This is a genomic window from Streptomyces spongiicola (assembly GCF_003122365.1).
In the GTDB taxonomy this organism is placed as follows: Bacteria; Actinomycetota; Actinomycetes; order Streptomycetales; family Streptomycetaceae; genus Streptomyces; species Streptomyces spongiicola.
In genome coordinates, this window is sequence record NZ_CP029254.1 from 992,390 (window position 1) to 1,016,871 (window position 24,482).

Annotated in this window: 19 protein-coding genes and 4 pseudogenes; 4 read left to right on the forward strand and 19 right to left on the reverse strand. The window is 70.2% G+C overall.

What is annotated here, in order from left to right:
* Positions 1 to 117: 117 nt before the first annotated feature.
* The 8 genes and pseudogenes from DDQ41_RS04210 to DDQ41_RS04245 all read right to left on the reverse strand — a co-directional run bounded on the left by DDQ41_RS04210 (position 118) and on the right by DDQ41_RS04245 (position 4,568).
* Positions 118 to 321 carry a DUF397 domain-containing protein gene (locus DDQ41_RS04210; RefSeq protein WP_109293263.1) on the reverse strand — a complete coding sequence of 68 codons (204 nt, stop codon included), beginning with the start codon at positions 319 to 321 and terminating at the stop codon, positions 118 to 120.
* Positions 318 to 1,148 carry a helix-turn-helix domain-containing protein gene (locus tag DDQ41_RS04215; RefSeq protein WP_109293264.1) on the reverse strand — a complete coding sequence of 277 codons (831 nt, stop codon included), beginning with the start codon at positions 1,146 to 1,148 and terminating at the stop codon, positions 318 to 320. Before DDQ41_RS04215 ends, DDQ41_RS04210 begins: the two co-directional genes overlap by 4 nt.
* A gap of 250 nt (positions 1,149 to 1,398) precedes the next feature.
* Positions 1,399 to 1,602, reverse strand: coding sequence for a DUF397 domain-containing protein (locus DDQ41_RS04220; protein ID WP_109293265.1), 204 nt, complete (start codon positions 1,600 to 1,602; stop codon positions 1,399 to 1,401).
* Positions 1,599 to 2,060, reverse strand: a pseudogene (locus DDQ41_RS04225) (DUF5753 domain-containing protein); the annotation flags it as partial. The pseudogene DDQ41_RS04225 and the gene DDQ41_RS04220, both read right to left, overlap by 4 nt.
* A gap of 205 nt (positions 2,061 to 2,265) precedes the next feature.
* Positions 2,266 to 2,460, reverse strand: a complete 195-nt coding sequence (locus DDQ41_RS04230) for a DUF397 domain-containing protein (protein WP_109293266.1) — start codon at positions 2,458 to 2,460, stop codon at positions 2,266 to 2,268.
* Positions 2,457 to 3,287 (reverse strand): helix-turn-helix domain-containing protein, encoded by an 831-nt coding sequence (locus DDQ41_RS04235; RefSeq protein ID WP_109293267.1) that lies wholly within the window; start codon positions 3,285 to 3,287, stop codon positions 2,457 to 2,459. The genes DDQ41_RS04230 and DDQ41_RS04235 overlap by 4 nt, the downstream gene beginning before the upstream one ends.
* Positions 3,288 to 3,537: 250 nt before the next feature.
* Positions 3,538 to 3,741 (reverse strand): DUF397 domain-containing protein, encoded by a 204-nt coding sequence (locus tag DDQ41_RS04240; protein ID WP_109293268.1) that lies wholly within the window; start codon positions 3,739 to 3,741, stop codon positions 3,538 to 3,540.
* A pseudogene (locus tag DDQ41_RS04245) lies at positions 3,738 to 4,568 on the reverse strand (helix-turn-helix domain-containing protein). The gene DDQ41_RS04240 and the pseudogene DDQ41_RS04245 overlap by 4 nt, the downstream one beginning before the upstream one ends.
* 174 nt (positions 4,569 to 4,742) lie before the next feature.
* Here DDQ41_RS04245 and DDQ41_RS04250 point away from each other — a divergent pair.
* Positions 4,743 to 5,333: an ATP-binding protein gene (locus DDQ41_RS04250; RefSeq protein ID WP_109297526.1), complete on the forward strand. Its 591-nt coding sequence runs from the start codon at positions 4,743 to 4,745 to the stop codon at positions 5,331 to 5,333.
* Here DDQ41_RS04250 and pglX read toward each other — a convergent pair.
* The 3 genes from pglX to DDQ41_RS04270 form a co-directional block, all read right to left on the reverse strand.
* The gene (gene pglX / locus DDQ41_RS04255; RefSeq protein ID WP_109293269.1) at positions 5,260 to 8,883 is read right to left on the reverse strand and encodes a BREX-2 system adenine-specific DNA-methyltransferase PglX; all 3,624 of its coding nucleotides are present in this window, start codon (positions 8,881 to 8,883) and stop codon (positions 5,260 to 5,262) included. The genes DDQ41_RS04250 and pglX overlap by 74 nt on opposite strands.
* Positions 8,880 to 13,643, reverse strand: a complete 4,764-nt coding sequence (gene pglW, locus DDQ41_RS04260; RefSeq protein WP_109293270.1) for a BREX system serine/threonine kinase PglW — start codon at positions 13,641 to 13,643, stop codon at positions 8,880 to 8,882. The genes pglX and pglW overlap by 4 nt, the downstream gene beginning before the upstream one ends.
* Positions 13,644 to 14,600: 957 nt before the next feature.
* Entirely contained in the window at positions 14,601 to 15,803 is a 1,203-nt protein-coding gene (locus DDQ41_RS04270) for an MFS transporter (RefSeq protein ID WP_109293272.1), read from the reverse strand.
* A gap of 92 nt (positions 15,804 to 15,895) precedes the next feature.
* On the opposite strand from DDQ41_RS04270, the gene DDQ41_RS04275 reads away from it, so the two are divergent.
* The gene (locus DDQ41_RS04275; protein ID WP_109293273.1) at positions 15,896 to 16,501 is read left to right on the forward strand and encodes a TetR/AcrR family transcriptional regulator; all 606 of its coding nucleotides are present in this window, start codon (positions 15,896 to 15,898) and stop codon (positions 16,499 to 16,501) included.
* A gap of 77 nt (positions 16,502 to 16,578) precedes the next feature.
* Here the strand turns inward: DDQ41_RS04275 and DDQ41_RS32220 are convergent.
* The 4 genes and pseudogenes from DDQ41_RS32220 to DDQ41_RS32975 all read right to left on the reverse strand — a co-directional run.
* Positions 16,579 to 16,770 (reverse strand): annotated as a pseudogene (locus tag DDQ41_RS32220) (polyketide oxidase); the annotation flags it as partial.
* Positions 16,743 to 17,207 carry a hypothetical protein gene (locus tag DDQ41_RS32225; protein WP_262508348.1) on the reverse strand — a complete coding sequence of 155 codons (465 nt, stop codon included), beginning with the start codon at positions 17,205 to 17,207 and terminating at the stop codon, positions 16,743 to 16,745. The gene DDQ41_RS32225 and the pseudogene DDQ41_RS32220, both read right to left, overlap by 28 nt.
* 218 nt (positions 17,208 to 17,425) lie before the next feature.
* The gene (locus DDQ41_RS32230) at positions 17,426 to 17,818 is read right to left on the reverse strand and encodes a hypothetical protein (protein WP_262508349.1); all 393 of its coding nucleotides are present in this window, start codon (positions 17,816 to 17,818) and stop codon (positions 17,426 to 17,428) included.
* 5 nt (positions 17,819 to 17,823) lie between these two features.
* A pseudogene (locus DDQ41_RS32975) lies at positions 17,824 to 18,294 on the reverse strand (AfsR/SARP family transcriptional regulator); the annotation flags it as partial.
* Between the two features lie 108 nt (positions 18,295 to 18,402).
* Between DDQ41_RS32975 and DDQ41_RS04300 the strand changes: the two are divergent.
* A complete protein-coding gene (locus DDQ41_RS04300; RefSeq protein ID WP_109293276.1) occupies positions 18,403 to 19,107 on the forward strand; it encodes a TetR/AcrR family transcriptional regulator in 705 nt (234 codons plus the stop codon).
* Here the strand turns inward: DDQ41_RS04300 and DDQ41_RS04305 are convergent.
* Together DDQ41_RS04305 and DDQ41_RS04310 are read right to left on the reverse strand one after the other, a co-directional pair.
* Positions 19,047 to 19,778 (reverse strand): SDR family NAD(P)-dependent oxidoreductase, encoded by a 732-nt coding sequence (locus DDQ41_RS04305; protein ID WP_245991568.1) that lies wholly within the window; start codon positions 19,776 to 19,778, stop codon positions 19,047 to 19,049. The genes DDQ41_RS04300 and DDQ41_RS04305 overlap by 61 nt on opposite strands.
* A 151-nt stretch (positions 19,779 to 19,929) precedes the next feature.
* Entirely contained in the window at positions 19,930 to 20,559 is a 630-nt protein-coding gene (locus DDQ41_RS04310; protein ID WP_109293277.1) for a ScbR family autoregulator-binding transcription factor, read from the reverse strand.
* A gap of 133 nt (positions 20,560 to 20,692) precedes the next feature.
* Between DDQ41_RS04310 and DDQ41_RS04315 the strand changes: the two genes are divergently transcribed.
* A complete protein-coding gene (locus tag DDQ41_RS04315) occupies positions 20,693 to 21,685 on the forward strand; it encodes a ScbA/BarX family gamma-butyrolactone biosynthesis protein (RefSeq protein ID WP_109293278.1) in 993 nt (330 codons plus the stop codon).
* Positions 21,686 to 21,816: 131 nt separating this feature from the next.
* On the opposite strand, the gene DDQ41_RS04320 is transcribed toward DDQ41_RS04315, so the two are convergent.
* Both DDQ41_RS04320 and DDQ41_RS04325 read right to left on the reverse strand, forming a co-directional pair.
* Positions 21,817 to 23,916 carry an FG-GAP-like repeat-containing protein gene (locus tag DDQ41_RS04320; protein WP_162602616.1) on the reverse strand — a complete coding sequence of 700 codons (2,100 nt, stop codon included), beginning with the start codon at positions 23,914 to 23,916 and terminating at the stop codon, positions 21,817 to 21,819.
* Between the two features lie 77 nt (positions 23,917 to 23,993).
* The gene (locus DDQ41_RS04325; protein ID WP_109293279.1) at positions 23,994 to 24,173 is read right to left on the reverse strand and encodes a hypothetical protein; all 180 of its coding nucleotides are present in this window, start codon (positions 24,171 to 24,173) and stop codon (positions 23,994 to 23,996) included.
* Between the last annotated feature and the right edge of the window lie 309 nt (positions 24,174 to 24,482).

The window sequence follows — 24,482 nt, forward strand, 5'->3', positions numbered from 1 at the left end:
CTGCGGACCGGTCACCGGGCGCACCAGCGGCACCGAAGGTGCGGCGCAAGACAGGAACGCTCACGGGCCTCGGCAGGCGCGTGCCCGCCGAGGCCCCTGCGACGGCCGCCTCTCCCGTCAGACTGCCGCGAAGTGGACGAACGCGGTCCACGCCGCGGGTGCCACGGTCAGTGCGGCTCGGGCCGTGTCCTTCGAGTCGCGGACGTGGACGGCGCCTGGTCCTGAGGCGACCTCGACGCACTCCCCGCCTTCCTCGCTGCTGTAGCTGCTCGTGCGCCATACCAACTGGTCTATGTGCGTCTGACTTACGTGCACGCTCATGGCTCTCCCAGCAACTTCTCTACATACGTTGATGATTCCCGGGGTGTCAGGGCCTGCGCGCTGATGATCCCGTACTTGGCCTCCAGCGCACGGACGCGGTCCCGCTCCGTCTGCAGGCGGCTCACGTTCTGTACCTCAACGTACGCGATCCTCCGCCCTTCCCTCGTCTCGATCAAGGTGAAGGGACCAGCCATGCCGGCGTTCTCCTCACGGTCGAGCGGCATCACCTGGACCTCGATGTTCCGCCGCTCCCTCATCAGGAGGATGTGCTCAAGCTGGCCACGCAGGATGCCTCGGCCGCCGACGGGACGTCTCAGCACGGCTTCATCGATGACAAAGCCGGCAAGCGGGGCATCACTGCCGGACAAGATCTCCTGCCGAGCCAGGCGGGCTCCCACGCGTTGCTCGATCAGTTCGTCGTCCATGGGTGGCCGCATCATCATGAAGACGGCTCGCGCGTACTCCTCGGTCTGCAGGAGTCCTGGCACAGCCTGGTTTGCGTAGACGTGCAGCTCGACGGCCTCGGACTCCAGCTTCGCCGCGTCCCGGAAGAACGTCGGGTACTGGGACCGAGCCACCTCCTCCTTGCCTGCGAGCAGCACCCCGCCCGCCCCGAGCAGGTCATCCGCCTGGTCGATGAACCTCGACGGCGGGATGCGTCTCCCCTGCTCGAACGCCGCGATGGTCGAAGCCGAGTACCCGGTCAGCGACCCGAAACCCACCCGATCCAGTTCCGCCCGTTCCCGAAACAGCTTCAACTGCCGCCCGAACACCGACAGGATGCCCGCCCCGACCTCGCTCTCCGGCTGACGAACCTCGTCGTTCACGCCGCAGCTCCTCCCGTACGACCACCACAGCCACCGATCCTGAGACCAACGCGCCGTCACGGACCCCGGTCACGCCACACCCCGCACACAAGCACACCGCCCACACACACAACCCGTACCCGTCAGCGCATCAACCCTGGTCAACGCTACGCAGACTCCGCCACCGTCGACCCCATGGAGTCGCGCTGGGACGTGCGCAGGCCCCCGGCAGGCATGTGTCTGCCGGGGGCCCACCTGGATGCCACCCCTGTCAGCGCGCCGCGAAGTGCACGAACGCGGTCCACGCCGCGGGTGCAACATCCAGTGCGGCTCGGGCTGTGTCCTTCGAGTCGCGGACGTGGACGGCGCCTGGCCCTGAGGCGACCTCGACGCACTCCCCGCCGTCACCAGCGCTGTAGGTGCTCTTGAGCCATACCAGTCCGTCCCGGCCAGGGCCGACCGTTACTCCGCTCATCTCTCTCCCAACAGCTTCTCGATCAACGCGCGGGACTCTTCCGGAGTGTGAGCCTGTGCGCGCAGGGACCCGTACGTACGCTCAAGCTCCCGGACCCTCTGGCGCTCCGTGTGGACACGGCTGTCGCCCTGCACTTCCATGTAAGCGATCCTGCGCCCATCATGTGTCTCCATCAAGGTGAACGGGCCAGCAAGGTCGGCATGTTCCTGACGAGACAATGGCATCGCCTGGATCACCACATTGCGCTTCTCCGCAATCAGCAGGAGCTGCTCCAACTGCCCCCGCCATAACGCCTCACCACCGAGTGGCCGAAGCAGGACAGCCTCCTCGATCACAAAACTCAGATGCGGCACCGGGCGTCGGGAGAAGACCTCCTGCCGTGCCAGGCGTGCTGCTACTCGCTGTTCCATGAGCGCTTCGTCCAGCAGTGGTTGCCACATGGCGAACACCGCTCGCGAGACCAACGCGCCGTCACGGACCCCGGTCACGCCACGCCCCGCACACAAGCACACCGCCCACACACAGCCCAGATCCGAGAGGGCATCAACCCTGGCCACCGCTACACAGAGTTCGCCACCGTCGACCCCATGGAGTCGCGCTGGGACGTGCGCAGGCCCCCGGCAGGCATGTGTCTGCCGGGGGCCTGCCTGGGTGCCACCCCTGTCAGCGCGCCGCGAAGTGCACGAACGCGGTCCACGCCGCGGGGTCTACCGTCAGCGCGGCTCGGGCCGTGTCCTTCGAGTCACGGACGTGGACCGTGGCGGGGCGGACGGAGACCTCGACGCATTCGCCGCCCGCGCCACTGCTGTAGGTGCTCTTGAACCAAGCCGACTCGGGTACAGGCTGTTCGACGTTCATCTCTCTCCAAGCAACTTCTCGACGAAGGCCAGCGACTCGCGCGGAGTGAGCGCTTGAGCCCGAAGGAGTCCGTACTGCTCCTCAATCTCCCGAACTGGCTTCCGCGCCGTGTAGAGGCGGCTGTCCTGCTGAGCCTCCACGTACGCGATCCTCCGCCCTTCCTTCGTCTCGATCAAGGTGAACGGACCAGCCAGTCCGGCGTGCTCGTCCCGCTCGGTCGGCAGCACCTGGATCTCCACGTTACGCCGGTGGCCGTGGAGCAGAAACTGCTCCAACTGGCCACGCATGATGCCCCACCCGCCCAGTGGCCGACGCAGGACCGACTCCTCGATGACGAAGCTGATGGTGGGCAACTGCGTGCGGCAGAAGATCTCCTGCCGGGCCAGACGTGCCGTCACCCTCTGCTCGACCACGTCCTCGTGCAGGAGAGGCCGCCAGTTGATGAACACCGACCGCGCATACTCTTCGGTCTGCAGGAGTCCTGGCACAGCCTGGTTTGCGTAGACGTGCAGCTCGACGGCCTCGGACTCCAGCTTCGCCGCGTCCCGGAAGAACGTCGGGTACTGGGACCGAGCCACCTCCTCCCTGCCTGCGAGCAGCACCCCGCCCGCCCCGAGCAGGTCATCCGCCTGGTCGATGAACCTCGACGGCGGGATGCGTCTCCCCTGCTCGAACGCGGCAATGGTCGAGGCCGAGTACCCGGTCAGCGACCCGAAGCCCACCCGATCCAGTTCCGCCCGTTCCCGAAACAGCTTCAACTGCTTCCCGAACACGGACAGGATGCCCGCCCCGACCTCGTTCTCCGGCTGACGAACCTCGTCGTTCACGCCGCAGCTCCTCCCGTACGACCACCACAGCCACCGATCCTGAGACCAACGCGCCGTCACGGACCCCGGTCACGCCACACCCCGCACACAAGCACACCGCCCACACACACAGCGCGTACCCGTCAGCGCATCACCCCTGGCCAACGCTCCGCAGACTCCGCCACCGTCAACCCCATGGAGTCTCGCTGGGACGTGCGCAGGCCCCCGGCAGGCATGTGTCTGCCGGGGGCCCACCTGGATGCCACCCCTGTCAGCGCGCCGCGAAGTGCACGAACGCGGTCCACGCCGCGGGTGCAACATCCAGTGCGGCTCGGGCTGTGTCCTTCGAGTCGCGGACGTGGACGGCGCCTGGCCCTGAGGCGACCTCGACGCACTGGCCCCCGTCACCTGCGCTGTAACTGCTCGTGAACCACACCGGGCCAGTGGTGTCCGGCCTGCCCTTGTCCCCGCTCATCTCTCTCCCAACAGCCTCTCGATCAAAGCCAGCGATTCTGCCGGCGTGTGGGCCTGCGCGCGAAGGATTCCGTACGTACGCTCAAGTTCGCGCACCTTGCGACGTTCCGTGTGGACACGGCTGTCGCCCTGCACTTCCGTGTAAGCGATCCTGCGCCCATCACGTGTCTCCATCAAGGTGAACGGGCCAGCAAGGCCAGCATGTTCCTGACGGGACAATGGCATCGCCTGGATCACCACATTGCGCTTCTCCGAAATCAGCATGAGGTGCTCCAGCTGGCCACGCCAGACAGCCTCCCCACCGAGTGGCCGAAGCAGGACAGCCTCCTCGATCACAAAACTCAGATGCGGCACCGGGCGTCGGGAGAAGACCTCCTGCCGTGCCAGGCGTGCTGCTACTCGCTGTTCCATGAGCGCTTCGTCCAGCAGTGGTTGCCACATGGCGAATACCGCTCGCGCGTACTCCTCGGTCTGCAACAGGCCGTTGACCAGCTGAGTGTCATAAACATGCAGTTCAACGGCCTCAGCCTCCAGCTTGGCCGCGTCCCGGAAGAACGTCGGGTACTGGGACCGAGCCACCTCCTCCTTGCCTGCGAGCAGCACCCCGCCCGCCCCGAGCAGGTCATCCGCCTGGTCGATGAACCTCGACGGCGGGATGCGTCTCCCCTACTCGAACGCCGCGATGGTCGAGGCCGAGTACCCGGTCAGCGACCCGAAGCCCACCCGATCCAGTTCCGCCCGTTCCCGAAACAGCTTCAACTGCCGCCCGAACACCGACAGGATGCCCGCCCCGACCTCGTTCTCCGGCTGACGAACCTCGTCGTTCACGCCGCAGCTCCTCCCGTACGACCACCACAACCACCGATCCTGAGACCAACGCGCCGTCACGGACCCCGGTCACGCCACACCCCGCACACAAGCACACCGCCCACGCACACAGCCCGGATCCGAGTGGGCATCAACCCTGGTCAACACTCCGCAGACTCCGCCACCGTCGACCCCATGAAGTCAGCAACTCCCCCGAACGGGCACAACCCGCAGCGCCCACCGTCTGAACGCGAGTTCACCATGCGCTTCACCTCGACGCCTCGCGGTGCCCGCCTCGCCCGCCGGCTCGTCTCACACCGCATGGACGACTGGGGGCACCCCTACACGACCCCGGTCAACGAGACACTCACTCTCATCACGGCAGAACTCACCGCCAACGCCGTGCGGCACGGCCACGTCCCCGGGCGGGACTTCCGCGTTCGACTCACCCTGGCTGAGGGCACCTTCCGCATCGAGGTGACCGACACCCGAGCCGAGAAGCAGCCCCCGTCGACTCCCCCGACCCCCGACCCATCATCCGAGTCCGGCCGGGGCCTCCACCTCGTCGCCGCTCTCGCGGACGACTGGGGTGTCAGCCCGCGTCTGGCGGCCCCGGGGAAGACCGTGTGGGCGGAGCTGCGCGCACGGCAACACGGCCACCCGGTCACGCAGCGGGTGGCCCCTGATCCGACGGACGTCGATCTCCTGCTGGCTACTGCTTCACTGCTGCGCGACGGCCCCGGGGCGCGGCCGGAGGACGCCAGCCACGGAGATCGTTGTCGGTGAGTCCGTGCTCGCCCTGCTTCTGGTGGCGGTAACCGGCGAAGAAGTCCGCCGGGGAACCGCTGTAGAGCATGTCGAACTCGTCGTGCCACTGGCCCAGCCACGGCTGGAGTTCCAGCAGGCCGGCGAGGAACGGCGTGATCTCCTCGGTGGACAGCACGGTGTTGGTGAAGTACGTGGCGAGCGCCTGCGCCTGCTCCCGGTGGTCCCAGCCGGCCCACCCGCACAGCTCGGGGGTGGCGGCGTTGGTCTGCCCGTAGGAGATGAACCGCTCCTTGGGCACGTCGAGCTTGCCGCGCGCCTTCCAGTAGGAGGGGCGGAGGAAGTCGGCCGAGGTGTACTTGGGCGGCACGGGGATGGAGTCCCGGATCTTCTGCTTGGAAGACTCGTCGGGGGCGGCGTCCTCCTTGCGCTGGAGGTCCCACACCTCTTCCCAGTCAGCGCGCTTCTTGAGGCCGGAGGGCTTGTAGCGCAGGGCGGAGAGGAACGGCACATGCTCGTCGGTGATCAGCTCGGCGACGACCTTCGCGAGTTCCTTGCGGGGCGCGTAGAGCTTGGCGACGGAGACGAAGTCCTCGTCACGGGAGAGGGCGTCGGTGAGCCTGGCCAGGGTGAGGATGCTGGGCTGACCGTTCTCGTCGAACCAGTAGTCGCGGTTCTCCATCCGGTCGAGCAGCCAGGACCGCAGGGCCTTCTCCTGGAGCGCGTCCCAACCCTCGGTAGCCCAACGGCGCTTGTACTCGGGGCGCTCGACCATGCCGATGGCTCGGTTCGACTCGATGGCGTCGATCCGCTTCTGGACGACTTCGCGGTAGGAAGCGGGCCAGTGGGCCGGGATTTCGGTGATGGGCTCAAACTTGTGGTTGTGATGCCCAAACCATGAGGTACTGACCTCACCACGTTCCCATTTGCGGGCAAGCACGATCGCGAATGCTCGTTCGGCAGGGGAAACCAAAGGAACATCCTCGGCGGACGCAATGATCTCCTGCTCAAGAAGACCGTAGAGAGCGTAGACCTGCCAATCCAGTTCCTCTTGTGTTGCAATCATGCGGCCGCGGATAGTCTCCCACTTCTCGCGCCCCTCGCGTAGCGAACTCGCAGTAGGCGCATTCTTGCGGGAAGCGACAGAGGAGGGGCTAGTCATGACTAGCTCCTGTGCAAGACCGTCAAGAGCAGTTCCTAGCCTCGACGGAAACTCGGAAGGAATCGGGAATTCCTCCAGCTTGGTTCCCGTGAACTCGAAGCGGTGCTCCCACGGTTCATCGGCTCCTGCCCCGTCCGCACCAGGCCGCCCCTTATCATGGCTGACCTGCCGGAGCCAGAACCCAGCCGTAGAGCTGTTGAGCAGCCCAAGCAATTGCAGATGCTCCTCCTCGCTCGCCCCCTCCCGTAACTTGATCACTGGCGCGGATTGCTTGAACACCTTCCCACCTCGGTCCAGCACGAAGTGGTTATGCGTGGCGACAAACGAAAAGGTGATTGTCCAAGGATGGGCGCCGGGGCTTGGAGTGGTCTGATGCCATTCGTACCATCGGCGACCATCTGTGAAATATGTTCCCTTAGAGAAGGTGGCGCGATTCCCCATAGCAGTTCGTCCCGGCCACAACCACATGTATGCCCGCGACCCCTGGGGCAGCTCGCGAAGTATCAAGTTGTCGGTGTATGGAAAGAAGCTGTACGTATCGCCATCCCGCCTCCAGTCCCGTAATTCGTCACCAAGCACCAAGTCCTTACCGAAGTCTTCCTCTCCCCCACGCCGCACCCAGGCTGCCCGAGTTGTCAACATGATGTCGTCAGCATTTGTCATGCCGAAGACTCCAAGTCGACTGGCCAAGGACGAAAGCTCGGCTATGCAAGCTACGTTGAGCCGCTCGACCATCTCGAGTCCGCCATCAGCCAGAATCCACGGCTGACGCCCGAAGTGCTTAACCCTCTCGAGGTCATCCACTGATACCCACTGACTCACCGAACCGGGCCTGTCAATCTGCTCGACGATCGCCCGCCAGACCAGCCCCTCCTCTGCGTTGTCCGGCGCGGACGGCTCACCCTGCACACTGCGAACAGTTCGGATTACCGGCGTTCGCCCGTCGCCGCCTCGCTGCCTGCCCACGAGAATGACGGTCGGAGTCCCGTGCCCTGGAATGTAGGCTCCCGAGGTGTCTATGACCTCAGTCAGTTCAACGGCATGCCCGAAGTACCCCTCGATGAGCTTCGTCCCGAACTCCCTTTTCATGAAGGAGTTCGCGGTGATCTGCCCGACCAAGCCGTAGCCGCGCCCCTCAGCATCTCCACGCTGGGCCAGCTCAAAGAACCGCTGCGCGAAGGGCACCGACAGCGCGTACTTACCCGCACACGCCGGATACAGCTCTCGGTACAGCTCGTTGAGCTTCTTGTCCTTCACCGTGATGTAGGGCGGGTTACCCACCACCACGTGATACCGCCCCGGACGCAAGATCTCCGGATACTCGTGCACGTCCTCTGTGGCGTATTTGAACTCGGTCAACTCGTCAGCCAAGTCCTCTTCCGCCTCACCGAAGAGGTTGCCCTGCTGCGAGCCCCGAGCCTTGATGAGCGAGTCCCCCACCGCCAGATGAACCGGCCACTCGTACCTCGCCGCCTCCCCCAGCGTCCGCACCCCACTCGCCGCCATAGCCGCCACCAACAACCGGAACCGCGCAATAGCCACCGCGAACGGGTTGATATCCACCCCGTGCACCGAGTCCAGCGCAGCCGCTACCCGCTCATGCACGTCCTTCCCCGGCTGCCCCTCCCCCCACAGCCGCACCAGCCGCCGGAACGCCCCCAGCACGAAGTGCCCCGACCCACACGTAGGGTCGATCATCTTCAGTTCCTCGTACCCGAACTCCCGCACCGCCGGGTTCATCGTCCGGTCGAGGATGAACTCCTCCACGAACTCCGGCGTCTGGAGCAGCGCATACGTCTTCCGGGCGGCCTCGCTCAGGTCCTGGTACAGGTCCCCCAGGAACCGCGTGTCCCAGCCCTCCGTACCGTCCTCGTTCAGCGGGTCGGTGAAGTCGTGGACGAGGACGCCCGTCTCGTCCCTCCCCCGCCAGAACTCGACCAGGTCCCGTGCGCCGTCGTGCGAGAGCGGCACCTGGTACAGCGGGTTGTGCCGCTTGTCGAAGAGCAGCCGGCCCGCCTGCCCCTGCCCCAGTTCCTCGAACGCCTGCTCCAGCCAGCCCCGGTACGTCGGGTCCTCGTCGGTCTCCACATACGCGTCGTACCGGGACTCCGCCAGCTCCCGCCGGTCGCCGTCCGGGCCCGTCAGGTACGGCTCCGGGATGAGCCGGTTGTCCTCGCAGAACCGCACGAAGACGCTTCCCAGCACCCACGCCACCGCGACCTGTGTGACCCGCTCGTCCAGCCACGAGGTCCATGTCGCCGCCGTGCGACCCAGCTTGCGCGCCCGGTCGTACTCGGCGCGCAGCCTCGCGCCGACATCGGACAGTGCCCCCACCTGGCGCCCGAGGTCTGCCTCAACCGTCTTGACCTGCTGCTTCAGGTCGCCTAACAGAGCCTTGCGGTCGATCACTCGACGTCTCCCCCGCCCACACCGGCACCAGCACCAGCACCAGCACCAGCACTCGTCACAACCTCGCCGGATCCGCGATGGGCGTTGCCCACCCAGGTGTCCGGAAGCTGAATCCACTCCCCCAGGCCGGCCTGGTACGGCACGGCCACCTGCCCGAGGCGGGGCTCGCGCGCGGGGTCGGGCTGGGGGACGAGGAGCCACAGGCCCCGCCCGCCGCGCCGGGCCGCCGACGCCAGGCGGTGCAGGACGCCCATCGCGTCGTAGCGGGCGAACACCCCGGCCTCCGTCAGCAGTACGGGGCCCACGGGGCCCGTCCCGGGACCGGTCCCGCGCCCACCGCCGTCGCCCAGCAGCTCCGCGATCCGGGGCTCCACCGCGCCCCATGCCGTGCGCGCGTACTCCGCGAACCGCACCGCGCCCTTGGAGCCCGGCTCGGCGGCGTCCGCCCTGAGCAGGGTCTCCCAGGTGGGCTTGGTGCCCGGCGTGATCTGCGCGTGCAGGGCCTGAAGGAACAGGGCGGTGACCGAGACCGCTTCCGCGCCCAGCCGTTCGCCGGCCAGCCCGGCCACCGCCTCCCGCACCGAGCGCTGCCCGACCGTCAGCACCCGGTAGCCGTCCCGCCGGGCCGAGGCGAGGAGCCGTTCCTCCGCGCGGACCGCGCCCGCGAGTTGCGGGTCGTCGGCGTACCGCGTCACCGCGCCCGTACGCGTCGACTGCCGCCACGCACCCGTCGTCAGACAGCTGGACGCGTCGTCCACCCGCGTCGGGAGATAGCGCAGCACGCCCTCGCGTTCGTGCATGCTGAGCGACAGTTCGAAGCCGGCGTCGCGTAACGCCTTGGTGAGCGGGCCGCCCGTCGGCAGGTCCTGGGTCGTGCCGCCGCGCCCGTCGGGGACGATCATCTCCGGGAAGCGGGCGCGGACCCGCTCGTGGACGGCCTCGGCGGTCAGGCCCGGTTGCAGGCCCTCAGGCATGCCCGGGATCCAGCGGACGAGCCCCGCCTGGGTGAGGCGCAGGGCCCGTACCAGCGGCAGGTCGCGCGGGTATATCTCCAGTCGGGGTGTGGCGGCGGCGTTCACGGAGGCGGCGGCCGCCAGCTCCACCATGCGCCGCTCGTCCCAGTCGACCGCGCCCGGGGGCACCGTCAGCGCGCCCAGCTCGGCGAGGACGGTCGCCGCCGTCGGCAGGGTGTCCAGCCTGGCGAGCCGGTCGGCGGTCCTGCCGAGGCGGGTCGCGTACTCCAGCAGGCCCGGCGCGGTGGGGGTGTCCGGGCCGTCGTTCTCGCGGACGTCGAGGGCGAGCAGGCCGGCGCCGAGGGACTCGTCGGTCGCCCTGCGGTTGGGCTGGTGCTGGAACTCGGCTTCCTGCGGCAGCAGTTGCTCGACCTCGACCACGGCGCGTACGGCCGCCAGCGCCATCGCGCGCCGCTGCTCGCGCCCCGCGAGGTGGGTGCCGCGCCGGACCGCCAGGGCGTCCGCGATCTCCACCGCGGAGGCGACCCGGCCCATGCCCAGCAGCAGGTCGACTATCTCCTCGCGCAGTGCCCGGACGGCGGGCTCCGCCTTCCAGCGCTTGCGCTCGTCCTTGAGCAGCTGCGGGATACGGCCGTGGCTCAGCCCGAGGCCCTCAGCGACGTCCTTCTGCTTCGGCCAGACCCCGATGCCGGGCAGCGCGCCGTGCTCGTCGGGCAGGCGCAGCAGCAGCCGCACCATCTCCGCCTTGTTGCGGTTGGAACCGTTGTTGTTGACGGCGGGTACGAAGACGGTGGCGAGGGTGTCGAGGCTGACGGAGCGGAGCATGCGGGGCGACAGCGCGCCCGCCGAGGCGCCAGAGGCGAGTTCCCCGACGAGGGCCGACTCTGCCGCGGTGAGCTGCTCCAGCTCCTCCCTGGCCTCCGCCCGGCCTTTCGGTGTCAGCGGCGAGACGGGGATCCCGCGCAGCCGCTCGCCCCACTCGCGCTGCCGCTGCTGGACCTCGTTGCGGGTCCTGGCGCCCAGCCCGGGGGCGTTGACGAGCTTGCGGCGGCTGTAGTCGAGCAGCTCGCCGACCGTGGTGATGCCCAGTGCGTAGAGGAAGGACTGGGCGGCGGGCGTCAGACCGGAGACGCTCAGCGGGGTGTCACGGGTGACCTCGGCGGCGAGGCGGTCGCGCTGCTGCTCGGCGGTCTCCGGCTCGGCGTCGGCGATCGCGGCGGCGGCGCCCTCGGCCGGTGTCCCCTCCTCCGCGGCCGTAGCGGCCGGGGGGCGGGAACGGTGGCTGGACGGGACGGTCCGCGAGGCGTCGAGGAAGACCTTGCGCCAGGCGTCCCGCATCGGCTTCAGCTCGGGGAACCGCCTGCCGGCGTCGCGGTGCAGGGCCTTCTGGAAGAAGGCGACCAGCCCGTCCCGTACGGCCGGGTCGAAGGCCTCGGCCGCGATGGTCGGGTACGGCCACTCCTTCGCGTCGGTCATGCGCGGCGGGACACTGCCGTCGCCCCACCTGGGCAGCTCGCCGGAGGCCATCTGGTGCAGGGTCACGGCGACGGCGTACCGCTCGGCGTGCGAGTCGTACGAGCCGCGGGTGATGACGTCCACGAAGGGGTCGAGGTAGCCGTCGGTACCCGCGCTGGTGCTCCTCGCCGGGTAGCCGGCGAGGGAGAAGTCGATGAGGACGAGTTCGCGGGTGCGGTTGGGGCGGATGCGGATGGCGATGTTGTCGGGCTTGATGTCGCGGTGCCAGACGCCCTCGCCCTCCAGGAAGTCGACGGCTCCGAAGAGGTAGTCGCCGTACGCCTCCAGCTGGTCCACCTGGAGGCGGCCGTTCTCGCGGAGCTGGCGGGCGACGGTCTCCTCGCGGCGGCGCGGACGTCCGCCGCCCTCGGTGCCCTCTCCGGGCCGGCCGTCGTCGTCGCGCTCGTCGCCGACGTACTCCAGCGCCAGGACGGTACGGCCGCCGATGTGCAGCGGCTCGGGTTCGACGAGGCGGATGATGCCGGAGTGGGGGCGCAGGCGCCCCATGGCCTCGGCCTCGCGAGCCAGGATCTCGCTGCGGCTGTCGGAGAGGGCGACCTTCAGCACGGCCAGCGGGCGGGTCCTGCGGGTCTCGGCCCGCAGGTCGCGGACGAGGAAGGCGCGGCTGGTGGAGCCGGTGCCGAGGCGGCGGCGGATCTCCCACCGGTCGGCGAGCACATCACCGGCGACGGCCTCCAGCGGGTCCCTGCCGGCGGCGGTGTCGTCGTCCTCGTCGCCCGGCCCTTCCGTACCGGTGGCCGCCGGGGCCGGGGCGGTGAGGGAGTCCTCGACGACTTCCAGCAGCTCCAGGAACTCGTCGACACTCGACAGCCGCTGGCCGGGGCGGTAGGCGGTGGCGGCCTGCACCAGGAAGTCCACATCCTCCGACAGGCCGTCCACCAGGGAGCTGGGGCGCAGGCCCTCTCCCGCCTCGAGCCGCGCCAGCAGCTCGGCCTGGCCGGCGGCCGGCGCCTTGCCGGTGACCAGCAGATAGGTGAGGACGCCGAGCCCGTACACGTCGAGGTGGACCGGGTCGGGCCTGACGGCGGTCAGTTCCGGGGCGAGGTAGGCGTCGGCGTCGTCGGCCAGGTGCTGGGCCGACAGCGCGGTCGGCGCCAAGCGGGTCATGCCCTGGCCCTGGCTGAGGCCCTGGGAGGAGTCGCCGCCGCGCCGGGTGGCGATCTGCCAGTCGGAGATCTGGAGCTGCGGGGTGAGCCAGGCGGCCTCCTCCCCCACCGCCCTGCCCTTCCGGCCTCGCGGCCGGGGGACGACGAGCACGGAGCGGGCGGCGAGCGCCCGGTGGTGGATACGGCTGGAGTGGGCGGAACGCATGGTCTCGGCGAGCTGGCGGACCAGCGCCATCCGGCCGAGGATGTCCAGCTTCCCGCCGTACTGGACCAGGTACTCGTCAAGCTTCAGGGTGTCCGGGTGGTAGTCGAAGATCAGCGCGGGGCCGGCGGCGTGCCCGGAGGGGAAGTACTGCTTGAGCTCGACCACGCCCGGGTGCTTGAACCGGCCCAGCACCGCGGCTTCGCGCCGGGCGGCGTTCTCGACGGACTGGCGCAGGGAGGCGTCGGAGCCGCGCTCGCTGAGGTAGATGCGGACGCGGGCGGCCTCGGGTAGGTCGCTGTGGCGGGCGAGGTAGTCCGCCCAGGTGGGCCCGGAGTCGAAGGACTTCCGCTCCAGCTCGTACGGGCCGACCTTGTACTGCGCGTCGCTCTTGCGGATGCCGATGCTCTTGAGGGCCGCCTCGATCTCGCGCGAGCCGATCGCGGTGATGCGGCGCCGCTCGTCACGCGGAGGCTGCCCCAGCATCTCGACCAGCTGGTGGACGGTGTGGACGCCGTTCCGGTCGTGGGCGGGCAGCCGTATCCGGAGGCCGCTGTCCGTGAAGCAGACGGCCTCGGCGACCCAGACCCGCTTGCCGCCGGGCAGCGCGAGCAGGCCGGCCAGCTCCTTGGCCTTGCGGTTGACCAGGTGCAGCGGGTTGCCGTGCGTACGGCGGCGGCCACCGGGAGTCGTCTGCACCCAGGTGCCGTTCTCGGACGTGACCGAGCCGTGCCAGTCCTTCAGTTCGACCATGCAGACGCCGCCGGGAGCGACGACCAGCAGGTCCACCTCACGCACATGACCGGTGTTGGCGGTGAAGGTGAAGTTCGACCAGGCCCGCCAGGGGTCGGAGTCCGGCAGCTTCTCCCGGATCGCGTCCAGGCCACGGCGTTCGTGATCGAACTCGGATTCGGTGACCGTGACCCACCGGCCTTCCCGCATGCCTGTCCCCGCTCCTCGCGCCCCGCAAGGGCCGCCGTTCCCCATGGCCGGACCCAGAGTTCAGATCCTAGTCAGTGTCCGCGGGCGGAGAGGGGGTTATCGAGAGGGACGGATCGGCTCCGGACGGCACACGACCGCGTGGAACCGCCCCGTCGGACCGGGACGGCCTCCCGTGCCGGTCCGCCCGCCGGCTCTCGCAGCGATGGCGTCCCGCCGAGTGGTGTAGCCGATCAAGCTGGCGGAATCCGCAGGTCGCGGCCCGAATCGCCGTCGCCGGCGGCCCTGTTGGGGCTCGCCGAGCCGGGACCAGCGGTGATCGCACGACGGACCGCAGCGGCACGTACCGGACGGCTCCGAAGCGGAGCCGACGGACCGTGATCGGCTACACCACGACGCGGGACACGACCCTCGCAGCCTCTCGCAGCCTCTCCCGCGTCTCCTGGCCCGTCGGGTAGACGACCGCGCCCACCCTGCCCCGGTTCGCGGCACCTTGGAGGTGTCGCGGATCAGGCGGTCCCCGTCCGCGTCGGCAGTGGAGCGCTCGAAGACCGGGCCGGTACGGTGCTCGGCGCGCGTACGGCGGTCGGCCCGGGTCTCCCGGATGCGTTACGCCTCGTCGCGGATCAGGGCGCCCGGGCTGCCCTTCTCGGCTGCCGTGAAGCTGCTGAAGTACGCGAACCGGTCCTGGACTTGCCGCTTGTGGGCTCCGTGCGGCGGGGCTTCGGCGGGCCGCTGCGCCGCTCGCGGAGTTCGCGGAGTTCGCGGAGTTCGCGGAGTTCGCGGAGTTCGCGGAGTTCGCGGAGTTCGCGGAGTTCGGCACGGCACGGTGCGGCGCGGCCGGTGTGCCACCGCCGGTGCGGCGGGACAGCCGGCCGGCGCCGCACCGGACCCGCGTCCCCGGCGCTCCGGCCCCGGCCGGACCCGCGTCCCCGGTGAGGGGCCCGGCGAGAGGCGCGGTCAGCGCAGGGCGTCGTTGGTGCGGGCGGTCCAGATCGCCAGGGCGGCGAGCAGGGCGCAGGCGCCGCCGAGCCACAGCACGCCCTGGAGGGTGAGCGTGTCGACGATGACGCCGCCGACCAGCGCGCCGAGGCCGATGGAGAGGTTGAACACCGCCACCCACAGCGAGGAGGCCGCTTCCACCGCCTTCGGGGCGGACTTGATCATCCAGGTCTGGAGGCCCACGGAGGCACCGCCGTAGGCCAGGCCCCAGACGATCAGCAGGACGACGCCGCCGACCACGGTCCGGCCCAGCAGCAGGAACAGCGGCATCGCGACCGCGAGAGCGATGGAGATGGTCAGCACGCTGCGGTGCACCCGGCGGGAGAGCGCGGCGCCGGCGACGAAGTTGCCGATCATGCCGGCCACACCGAACCCGAACAGCAGCGGACCGACGTAGCGCTCGTCGATCCCCGACAGCCTCTGCAGTGCGGGGCTCACGAACGTGTAGGCGGCGAAGTGGCCGAACACGATGAGCACCGTCGCGATGATGCCGATGCGCACACCCGGGTTGCGGAGCTGCTCCATCAGCAGCTTCGGCCGGATGGCCTGCGAGGCGGCCAGGCCCGGCAGCACGGCGAGCAGGGCGATGAGCGTGACCAGCGCCAGGGCGCTCAGCGAGGAGAAGGCGACGCGCCAGCCGGTGAGGTCGCCGACCAGGGTGCCGATCGGGACGCCGAAGACGTTCGCGGCTCCGACGCCGCCGAAGATGACCGCGGTGGCTCGCGGCACGTCCGCGGGGGCGACGAGCCGGACGGCCAGGCCGCTGGCGACGGCCCAGAAGCCGCCGATCGCGATACCGACCAGGACCCGGGAGCCCACCAGGACGGCGAAGTTCGGTGCCATGGCCGTGGCCAGGTTGGAGATGGTCATCAGGGCCATCAGCAGGAGCAGCAGGATGCGCCGGTCCATCGCTCCGACGAGCATCGGAACCAGGGGTGCCGCGAACGCGGCGACGATGCTGGGCACCGTCACCATCAGCCCCGCCGTCCCCTCGGAGACCGACAGCGCGGAACCCACCGAGGTCAGCAGACCGATCGGCAGCTGCTCGGCGGTCACCAGCAGGAAGGTTCCCAGGGCCACCGCGGAGACCGCCATCCAGCGGCTTCTCTCCGGGACCTCTGGTTCCAGTGCCTGGGCGGGGTTCTGTTCTGCGGTCGTCAAGGGAGCCTCCCCAATAATTTGGGAGCGATCGCTCCCATACGGTCGACACTAGTATGGGAGCGATCGCTCCGCAAGTCGGGTAAGGTGAACTCATGGCACGCCCTCGACAGTTCGACGAAACGGAAGCGGTCACGTCGGCGACCGAGCTGTTCTGGCGACGCGGTTACCACGCCACCTCGGTGCGCGACCTGGGAGACGAGCTGAAGCTCACGCCCAGCAGCCTCTACCGGACGTTCACGGACAAGCACACGCTGTTCCTGCGCGCCCTCGACCACTACCGGGCCACCGAGTCGGCCGAGGCCCGGCAGCATCTGAACGCGGCGGACCGCCCCGTGCGGGAGGCACTGCGGGAATGGATGCTGTGGCTGGTCGGCTGCCCGGCCGGCGGCAAGCCCGGCAGCGGGTGCTTCGTGGTCAACACCGCCACCGAACTCGGCACCGCCGACGAGAAGGTCAGCCGGCGGACCGAGGCCGCCTTCGAGGTCACCCGGCAGGACCTGCGCTCCGCACTGGCCGGGGGCCGCGACCGCGGCGAGCTGTCCGCCGACCTCGACATCGACGCCGCGGTGGAGCTGCTGTTCACCACGGTCCTCGGCCTGCGGGTGAGGGAGCGCGCCGGCCACGACATCGAGCGTCTGACCGCCGCGATCGACGCCGCGATCCGCGCCCTGGGGCCCGCACCCGCGGAGCCCGCCTGACGGCACCGGGCAGGCGGGCGGCGGACGGCGCTGCGCACCCCGTCGCAGCCGACCACCCACCGTGCGGTGACGTGGCTGCGGGTCCCGTCCGCGCTCCGGAGGTCCACGCGGACGCGCTCGTCGTGGACGGCGGTGCACTCCTGGCCGCGCAGGATCCTCGCGCCCAGTCCGCCGGCCCGCTCGGCGAAGACGTGCTCGGCGTAGGCCTGGGGGCTGCCGGCGATGACGGGGCCCTCCGCGCTCACCTCGGCGAGGTCGAGGTCGAACATCCCCGCGAAGTGGAAGGGGACGCTGGTCCGTCCCCCGCGCGCCGGTCGCGGCTGCACCGCCTCGCGCAGCCCGCGGCGGTGCACAGGCTGCCGTCGTCCTCGCGCAGGCCGATGCACGCGAGGTCCGCGTTGACGATCCGTTTGACCCGCCGGGTGATGACGTACAGCAGCTCGTCCGGGCCGTACGGGCGGATCATGTCGCTGGCGGTGTCCACGAGTTCGGCGAGCGCGTCCTCGCGCTGGCGGTGCCGGTCCTGGGAGGCGTGTATGACGTAGGCCAGTCTGACGGCCTGTTCGAGGCGGAGCCGCTCGGCGGCGGAGCATTCCTGGCCGGCGCGCAGCAGGAGTTCCTCGTAGCTCTCCAGCGGCGCCTCCTCGGCGAGGAGTCTGAGCACGGTGAGCAGGTCGAGGCGATGTGTGTCCGCTCCGTCCACCATGCCCTGCCCCCCGTCGGCTGCGCGGCTCCGTCGAAACTAGGCAGAGCCGGATTCGCCAGTCAAACCCCTCTTCCGGGCGTGCGCCGAGCGCCCGTTCGGCCGCCGCGGGCCCGGCGTGCGGCGGTGCCCGGGACCGTGCCGTCACCGCTTCCGCAGGCGGCACCGGCCGGTCCGTCACGTCGCGCGGGCGGGGCCGGCGCGGAGGGCCCACCCGCCGGTCAGATCCTCTGGAGTCGCGGGAGTCCGGGTGGGGGCGCGGCGCTGCGGGCCAGGTCGCCGCCGCGCGGGGTCCGCGGTGCCACCCTGTCCGGCACGCCCCGGCGGGCGGTGAGCGCCGGGGAGCCGCGGCGTCGACGCAGATACCGCCTGATCACCTCGGGGTCCTGGCCGTCGTGGTCCAGATCCGCCTTCAGCTGGGTGTAGAGCGGCGCCGGTGAGTGGAACCGGGCGAGCACCCCGGCGAGGTCCGCGCAGAGTTCGCGCCGGCGTCCGAGCCGGAAGTCCGCCTCGATCCACCGGTCGACGGCGCGCTGCCAGGAGTGGGGGAGCAGCACCGCGTGGGAGCGCAGGTGCGGTCCCTTGGCGACTCCGTGAACGGGGCCGCCGTCCACAGGTCCACCGCCTCACGCAGCCGGCGGCCCGCCAGGTGCAGGTCTCCTGCCTCCAGCGCCCGGTAGCCCGCTCCGGCCGTCCGCTCGAACGCCCTGGCGTCGCTGGAGCCGCCGCCGGTGTCCAGCCGGTACGCACCGGGCACCCGGACCAGCACGTCCTCGGCCGACCGGTCGCTGCCGGCCGCCTGCAACGCCGCGCCGATGTCGGCACGCAGCTGACGGGTATGGGATTCCATCGCCTGTTCGGCGTGCGCGGGCGCCCCCTGCGGCCACAGTTCCTCGGCGATGGCGCACGTGGGTACGACGCGGTCGGCGGATGCCGCCAGCAGGGCGAGCACCTGCCTGGGCAGGACCGCGGACGGCGAGATCGGCACTCCCCCCTCGTGCGCCGCCAGTCCTCCGAGCACCCTCAGGTCCATGTCGCCGTCCCCCCCCTCAGCCGGCTCGACGATTGCCGACCCGACTAACAATAACATGGTAATTTTTTTGTTTTGGAACCCTCCGGAGTTCACGAACAGGGCTAATCTGGCGGGGCGGTCACCACCAGCGGCATTGCGTCTGCGAAGCTCCGGGGAGAGGGGACGATGAGGCAGGAGAGAGCCAGTCGCACCCGTCGCGCCCTGCTGAGGGCTGCCGCGGAGGAGTTCGACCGCCTCGGTTACGCGGGAGCGTCACTCGCCGGCATCGCGCGGGCCGCGGGAATCTCCCTCGGGGCGCTGACTTTCCACTTCTCCTCCAAGCAGGAGTTGTCGACGGCCGTCAGCGAACAGGGGTGCGCCGCGACCCGCGCCCTCGTGGCCCGCACCGGTGCGCGCGGGGAACCTCCGGTGCAGTGCGCCGTGTCGCTCACGCTCGGCCTGGTGGAACTCCTGGAGAAGGACGCATCGGTGCGGGCCGCGGCGCGGTTGGACCGCGAGGCCGCCGATGCCGGGCACGGGTGGCAGGGTGTCTGGGCACCGGTGATCCACGAGTGCCTGCGGGCGGCGGCCGACGCGGAGGGGAGCCCGGTCGGGGACTCGGCCGCGCTCGCGGCCCTGGCGGTGCTGCTGGTCTGCGGGACCGAGGCGACCCTCCCCCGCCCCGCCGGCCCCGGCAGCCCTGCCGGCCCTGCCGGCCACGGCGGCCAGCAGGGCAACTCGGCCCTGCTGGCCCGCATCTGGCGGCAGATCCTGCCTCAGACGGCCCAGGCCGGGTGCGGCCCCGGGCGGCCGCCCCAGCCCCGCGGTTCTCACACGGCGCTGCATCCTCCGTCCACGGGCACCCCGGCCCCCGTGACGAACGAGGCGTGATCGCTGCAGAGCCAGAGCGCCGCCTCGGCCACTTCCCCCGGGTCGGCGAGACGGTGCTGGACGGCCCGCGCGACGGCCGCCTGCTCCAGCCGGGGAACCTGCTCCATCGCCGTCTCCATCAACTCGGTGCGCGTGCTGCCGACCATCAGCGCGTTGACGCGGATGCCGCGGTCGCCGTACTCGGCGGCCGCGGCCCTGGTGAGACCGAGCACCGCGTGCTTGGCCGCCACGTACGGGGCGATGGCACCGGTCGCGAACGACCCCGCCGTGCTCGACGTGTTGACGATCGACCCCGCCCCCTGCCGCAGCATGACCGGGACCTGCTCCTTGAGGCAGTTCCACACACCCCGCACGTTCACGTCCATGATCTGCTCGAAGACGGCGTCGTCCGTCTCGTGCAGCGGTGAACCGACACTCCCCCAACCCGCGTTGTTGAAGGCCGCATCGAGCCGGCCGTACATCGCGACCGCCGCGGTCACGGCCCGCCGCACGTCCGCCGGCGACGTCACGTCCCCGGCCGTCACCAGGGCACTGCCGCCGGCGGCCGAGATGTCCTCCGCCAGCGCGTGCAGCCTGTCCTCGCGCCGCGCCATCACGGTCACCGCCGCCCCCTGGGCCGCGAACAGCCGAGCCGCGGCCTCACCTATGCCACTGGACGCTCCGGTGACCATGACGGTCTTGCCCCGGAGCAGGCCCCGCGCGGACTCCACCACGGTGTTCCCCTCTCGCCTTGACGATCACATGACGTCCAGACCGTAAGGGTGCCGCCGGGCGGAGCCCAAGACGGAGCCCAAGGCCGAGCCCAAGGCGGTGCCCGGTCCGTCACACGCCCTTCGCCCGGGACGCGCCGAACCGCAGTCCCTTCACGGCGCTCGGCACCGCGATCGCCGGAAGCAGGCACCGCCACATCTCCTCCACCCGGCCCGGCAGGTCCCGGCGCCGGGTCTCCAGATGGGAATGCATCTGCGCCCCCGTGCACGCGTTGACCACCAGCCGGGCCAGCGCCTCCACATCGACTCCCGCCCGCAGCTCCCGCCGCCGCTTCGCCTCGTGCAGGTCCTCGGAGACCAAACGCGTCCACTGCTGGTGGGAGTTCTGCGAGGGCCCGGCGAAGTGCTCCTGTTCCATCACCAGCCGCGCCCCGGCGAGCAGCAGCGGGTCGTCGAGCAGCTGGTACGCCCAGGTGAGGGTCACGTCGACGGCGTGCTGCAGTCCACGGCAGGGGTGCGGGGGCACCACGAGGTCCGGCTGGGAGAGCACGATCTCGCGGGCGAGCTGCCCCTTGTTGCGGAAGTGGAAGTACAGGGCGCCCAGCGTGAGGCCGGCCCGTTCCGCGATCGCCGACACGTTCGCTCCGGCATAGCCGGACTCCGCGAACACCTCGGCTGCGGCTCGCAGCAGCGCGGCCCTCGTCTGTACGGCCCGCTCCTGCCTGATCACTCGACCTGCCATGACTCCACCCATCCCTCAATAAAGAAAATTGCAACCTTTATCTTTACCCAGGGCTCACTGGAACACCTGATCGACTCCGGATCTCGTGGTGACAGGCCCCTCTGCTCGCCGACGTCCCAAGGGGGAGGACGCAATGCACAGCAGCGCACACACCGACTTACGCACCAGCGATCTTCAGCGGCTCGCCCGCAAGGCGAGCCCCGGAGAGGTCTTCGTCCGGGACTGGCGCGAGGAGTCCCCGCAGACCCATGTCGTCGCTCTCGGCTGGCCGCGTTCCCACACCTTCTACACGCTCCGCAGCGGAGCCACCAGCCCGCTGCTCTTCGTCGAGGCCGTCCGGCAGGCACTCGCGGTCCTGTCGCACACGGCCCAGGAGATACCCCTCGACCACCGCCTCGGACGGGACTCCGCCCGCTGCACCTTCGCCCCGGCGGCCTTCCGGGAGCGCCGGGCGCCCACCGATGTGGAACTGCGCGTCAGGCACAGCGGCGTCACCCGGCGCCGGCTCGGCTCGGTCCGGCTCACCGCCCGCATCGAGGCCACCTGCGGCGGCGAGGTCCTGGGCTGCGCCGAGATCGGGTACGCCACCCACCCGCCCGTCATCTACGACCGCCTGCGCGGGACGTACGCCGACGCACAGCAGTCCTTCGCCGCAGCGCTCCCGCCGGCACGGCCCGTCACTCCGGCGCTGGTCGACCGCACCCACCCGGGGGACGTCGTCATCGCGTGCACCTCCAAGGCGCACCACTACCAACTGCGCACGGACACCTCCAACTCCGTGCTCTTCGACCACCCGCACGACCACGTGCCGGGCATAGTGCTGCTCGAAGCAGTGGTCCAGGCCGTGCACGCCTCGGCACCGGGACACGCGCGACTCGCCTCCCTCGACACCGCCTTCCTGCGGTACGTCGAGTTCGACATGCCCTGCTGGGTCGACGTCGCGCCCGGGCCGCCGGACGCGCAGGGCGGTTCCCGGCTCCTGGTGACCGGCACCCAGAACGGCCGGAAGGCCTTCTCCGCGACCTTGGCCTTCGACTCCCCGACCACCTCCCTCGAGCCCGCGGTGCCCGCCGGCCCGGAACGCCTCGGCACCGGGCCCACTCCGGCGGCCTGCCCGGCCGGGTAGAACGCCCGGCGGCGCCCGGCCGGCGAGCCACCGCACGATCTCCCGGAGTCCACCCGACCCCGGAGATCACGCGGTGGCCTCACCCCGTTCCGGCAGTGCCCGCCGCACGATCGGGAGGCGGGGCCGGGGCGTCAGTTGTAGCGGCCGAAGACCTGGGTGCGGGTGAACCAGCCACCGGCGGGGGAATGCCATCCGGCTGCCGGCTCGTTGAAGGTGCCGTCCGGTTTCACGGTCCAGGTGAACATCTTGACGGTGCTGTCCGCGTAGCCGTACACGGTGGCCAGGTCGTCGCGGCCGTCGCCGTCGAAGTCACCGGCCAGGAGCTTCATCGACGAGCGCGTGAAGCGTCCGGCGACCGCGTTCCAGGCGGTCCTGGGGGCCTGGAAGGTTCCGTCCTCCGTACTGGCGCCGGCGAAGACATGGATGGCGTCGCTGCCGTCGGCGTAGTCGTACCAGGTGGCGACGTCGTCGCGGCCGTCGCCGTCGAAGTCACCCGCGTGGAAGTCGGTGCGGGCCCAGTCTCCCCAGGAGGTGCTGGTCCACGACTCCACGGGGTTGCCGAAGCCGCCGGCGGCACTGGCCGGGAAGCTCCAGATCTTGACGCTGCCGTCCGAGTACCGGTACAGCACGGCGAGATCGTCGCGACCGTCGGCGTCGAAGTCACCGACGGCGAACTTGCAGTTGGTCACGTCCCAGCTGGAAGTGCTCCAGGAGACGGACGGGGCGGTGAAGCCACCCTGGGCGTCGGCCGGGAACGTCCACAGTTTGTTGCCCTCGGTGTAGCGGTACCAGGCGGCGATGTCGTCCCGGCCGTCGCCGTCGAAGTCGCCGCTGTGCAGGGTCATACGGTCCAGCTGCCAGTCGCCCTCCCATGACGAGAAGGGGGCGTTGAAGCGGCCGTCGCTCGTGGCGGTCCACGTCCACAGCTTGACCCCCGCGGTGTACTGGTAGGCGACGGCGAGGTCACCTCGCCCGTCACCGTTGTAGTCACCGGTGGTGATCTTCATGAGCGAGGGGTCCCAGCCCGGGACGGTCCGGCTCCACGCGGTGAACGGCGCCTTGAGCGTCCCGTCCTGGTCGGCGAGGAAGGTGTGGACGGCGTCGTGCTGGTCGGGGTATTCGTACCAGGATGCCAGGTCGCTGCGGCCGTCGCCGTTGTAGTCGTGCCTGACGGCCGTGCCGCTGGACCACTGCGACCGGTCCTGGGCGTCGTAGACGACGAGGTTGCCGCGGTCCTGCAGGCGGACATACCCGCCGGGGGCGGTGGTGCCGGTCTGCCACAGCACGGTTCCGTCTGAGGCGACTACCTGGAGGGCACCGGTGCCGGTGAACCGGGCGGTGGCGCCCGGGTTGCCGCCCGTGCCGGTGGACCACAGCACCTTGCCCGCGCTGGAGGCGATGACGAGGTCGCCGTCGGTCTGCATGGTCAGGCGGTTGGTGGCGGAGGCGAGCATGTCGCCGGGCAGCAGTTGCTGCCCGGTGCCGAGGCGGCTGCCGAGGCTGGTGCTGTCGGCCCGCGCGGCGATCGCGTCGGTACGGGTCTCGGCCGCGTCCTGGCCGAAGCAGCCGCCCTGCCAGGAGCGGCTGGCAACGGCGACGAGTTCGGGGGTCCCGTTGTTGTCGCGCAGGAGCGGGCCGCCGGTGTCGCCCTTGCAGATCGCGTCACCGGCTGTCTTGCCAACGATGTCAAGGCCGGTGTCCGTAACCGCGCCGACGGTGAAGCCGGCGGTGTGGAGCTTGTCGGGCACCCACTCCGTCTTCGTCCGGCCGTATCCGGCCACCGTCACCGTCTCGCCCTGACCGGCCGGAGTCGCGGAGATCTTCACCGGGGTGATACCGGCAGCGGGTGCCGCCAGGCGCGCCATGACCAGGTCACGGCCCGCGCGGGGCACCAGGTCGACGATCTCGCTGACATGACCGCCGGTTGAGGTGAGATCGGCCCGGCCGATCGTCGCCACCGTCTTCTCGGCAGGCTTGCCGGGGGCGAGTTCGGCCAGCCCACCGGTGAAGCACGAAGCAGCCGTCAGCACCCAACGCGCATCGACCAGGGCACCCGAACAGGCACGCCTGTCCTCCCCCTCACCGATCTCCACCCTCGCGGTGAACGCGTAGGAGCTGCCGGCGACGGCGGGACCGGTCACCGCCTGAGCGGGTACGGCGGCCAGCGCCCATGGCGTGGCGGCGAGGGCTGTGGTGAACGCGGCGAGGCGACGGGATCTGGAGTGTCGCATGTCCCTGCTTCCTGGGGTGGTCGGCGTGTCTGGTGGCCACTGGAGCGAAGTACGGCGGAGATCGGGGCGCTGAACTGCTACTTGGTGGACCTGATCGCTACGAGCATATATTCGAGCCCCTGCTCGTCAGCGCTCTCACCCACCCCGGTCCAGGTGTTCTCGGCAGTGGCGAAAGACCCCTCCTCGGAGCCGACGGCCATACGGACCCGCGTGGTGCAGTCGTCGCCCCTGACCGCGTGGACCGCGAGGATCTCCACTCGCTCAGAGCTGCCGGCAGGGGACGAGAAGGGAGACGTTGCGGCAACGGCGTCCGTCGCCCGCGGGGCGTTCGGCTGGATGACATTCCGTTGAGAGATCGCATGCGGGCCCCGGCCCACCCAGGCGGCGTGATGTGCCCGAGGTGGACGGTGAGCGCTGCGGCCGTTGTGTCATCATGCGGAGCGCCCTGGGTGGGGAAGAGGGCCAACGCGTGTGGAGAGGCGAGGAGTTCGGTGTGAATGCGGGTGGGGAGCCCAGCGGTTCGTCAGTACCTGACGAGGAATGGGAACGGTTTCTCCGGGATTCGA

What these genes read in the sequence shown, in the direction of transcription:
- DDQ41_RS04210 (WP_109293263.1), bottom strand. Translation starts at nt 321, where the DNA reads ATGAGCGTGCACGTAAGTCAGACGCACATAGACCAGTTGGTATGGCGC.
- pglW (WP_109293270.1), bottom strand. Translation starts at nt 13,643, where the DNA reads ATGCGGGAAGGCCGGTGGGTCACGGTCACCGAATCCGAGTTCGATCAC.
- DDQ41_RS04240 (WP_109293268.1), bottom strand. Translation starts at nt 3,741, where the DNA reads ATGAGCGGGGACAAGGGCAGGCCGGACACCACTGGCCCGGTGTGGTTC.
- DDQ41_RS04275 (WP_109293273.1), top strand. Translation starts at nt 15,896, where the DNA reads ATGGCACGCCCTCGACAGTTCGACGAAACGGAAGCGGTCACGTCGGCG.
- DDQ41_RS04300 (WP_109293276.1), top strand. Translation starts at nt 18,403, where the DNA reads ATGAGGCAGGAGAGAGCCAGTCGCACCCGTCGCGCCCTGCTGAGGGCT.
- DDQ41_RS04320 (WP_162602616.1), bottom strand. Translation starts at nt 23,916, where the DNA reads ATGCGACACTCCAGATCCCGTCGCCTCGCCGCGTTCACCACAGCCCTC.
- DDQ41_RS32225 (WP_262508348.1), bottom strand. Translation starts at nt 17,207, where the DNA reads ATGGTGGACGGAGCGGACACACATCGCCTCGACCTGCTCACCGTGCTC.
- DDQ41_RS04305 (WP_245991568.1), bottom strand. Translation starts at nt 19,778, where the DNA reads ATGGTCACCGGAGCGTCCAGTGGCATAGGTGAGGCCGCGGCTCGGCTG.
- DDQ41_RS04220 (WP_109293265.1), bottom strand. Translation starts at nt 1,602, where the DNA reads ATGAGCGGAGTAACGGTCGGCCCTGGCCGGGACGGACTGGTATGGCTC.
- DDQ41_RS04230 (WP_109293266.1), bottom strand. Translation starts at nt 2,460, where the DNA reads ATGAACGTCGAACAGCCTGTACCCGAGTCGGCTTGGTTCAAGAGCACC.
- DDQ41_RS04250 (WP_109297526.1), top strand. Translation starts at nt 4,743, where the DNA reads ATGAAGTCAGCAACTCCCCCGAACGGGCACAACCCGCAGCGCCCACCG.
- DDQ41_RS04315 (WP_109293278.1), top strand. Translation starts at nt 20,693, where the DNA reads ATGCACAGCAGCGCACACACCGACTTACGCACCAGCGATCTTCAGCGG.
- DDQ41_RS04310 (WP_109293277.1), bottom strand. Translation starts at nt 20,559, where the DNA reads ATGGCAGGTCGAGTGATCAGGCAGGAGCGGGCCGTACAGACGAGGGCC.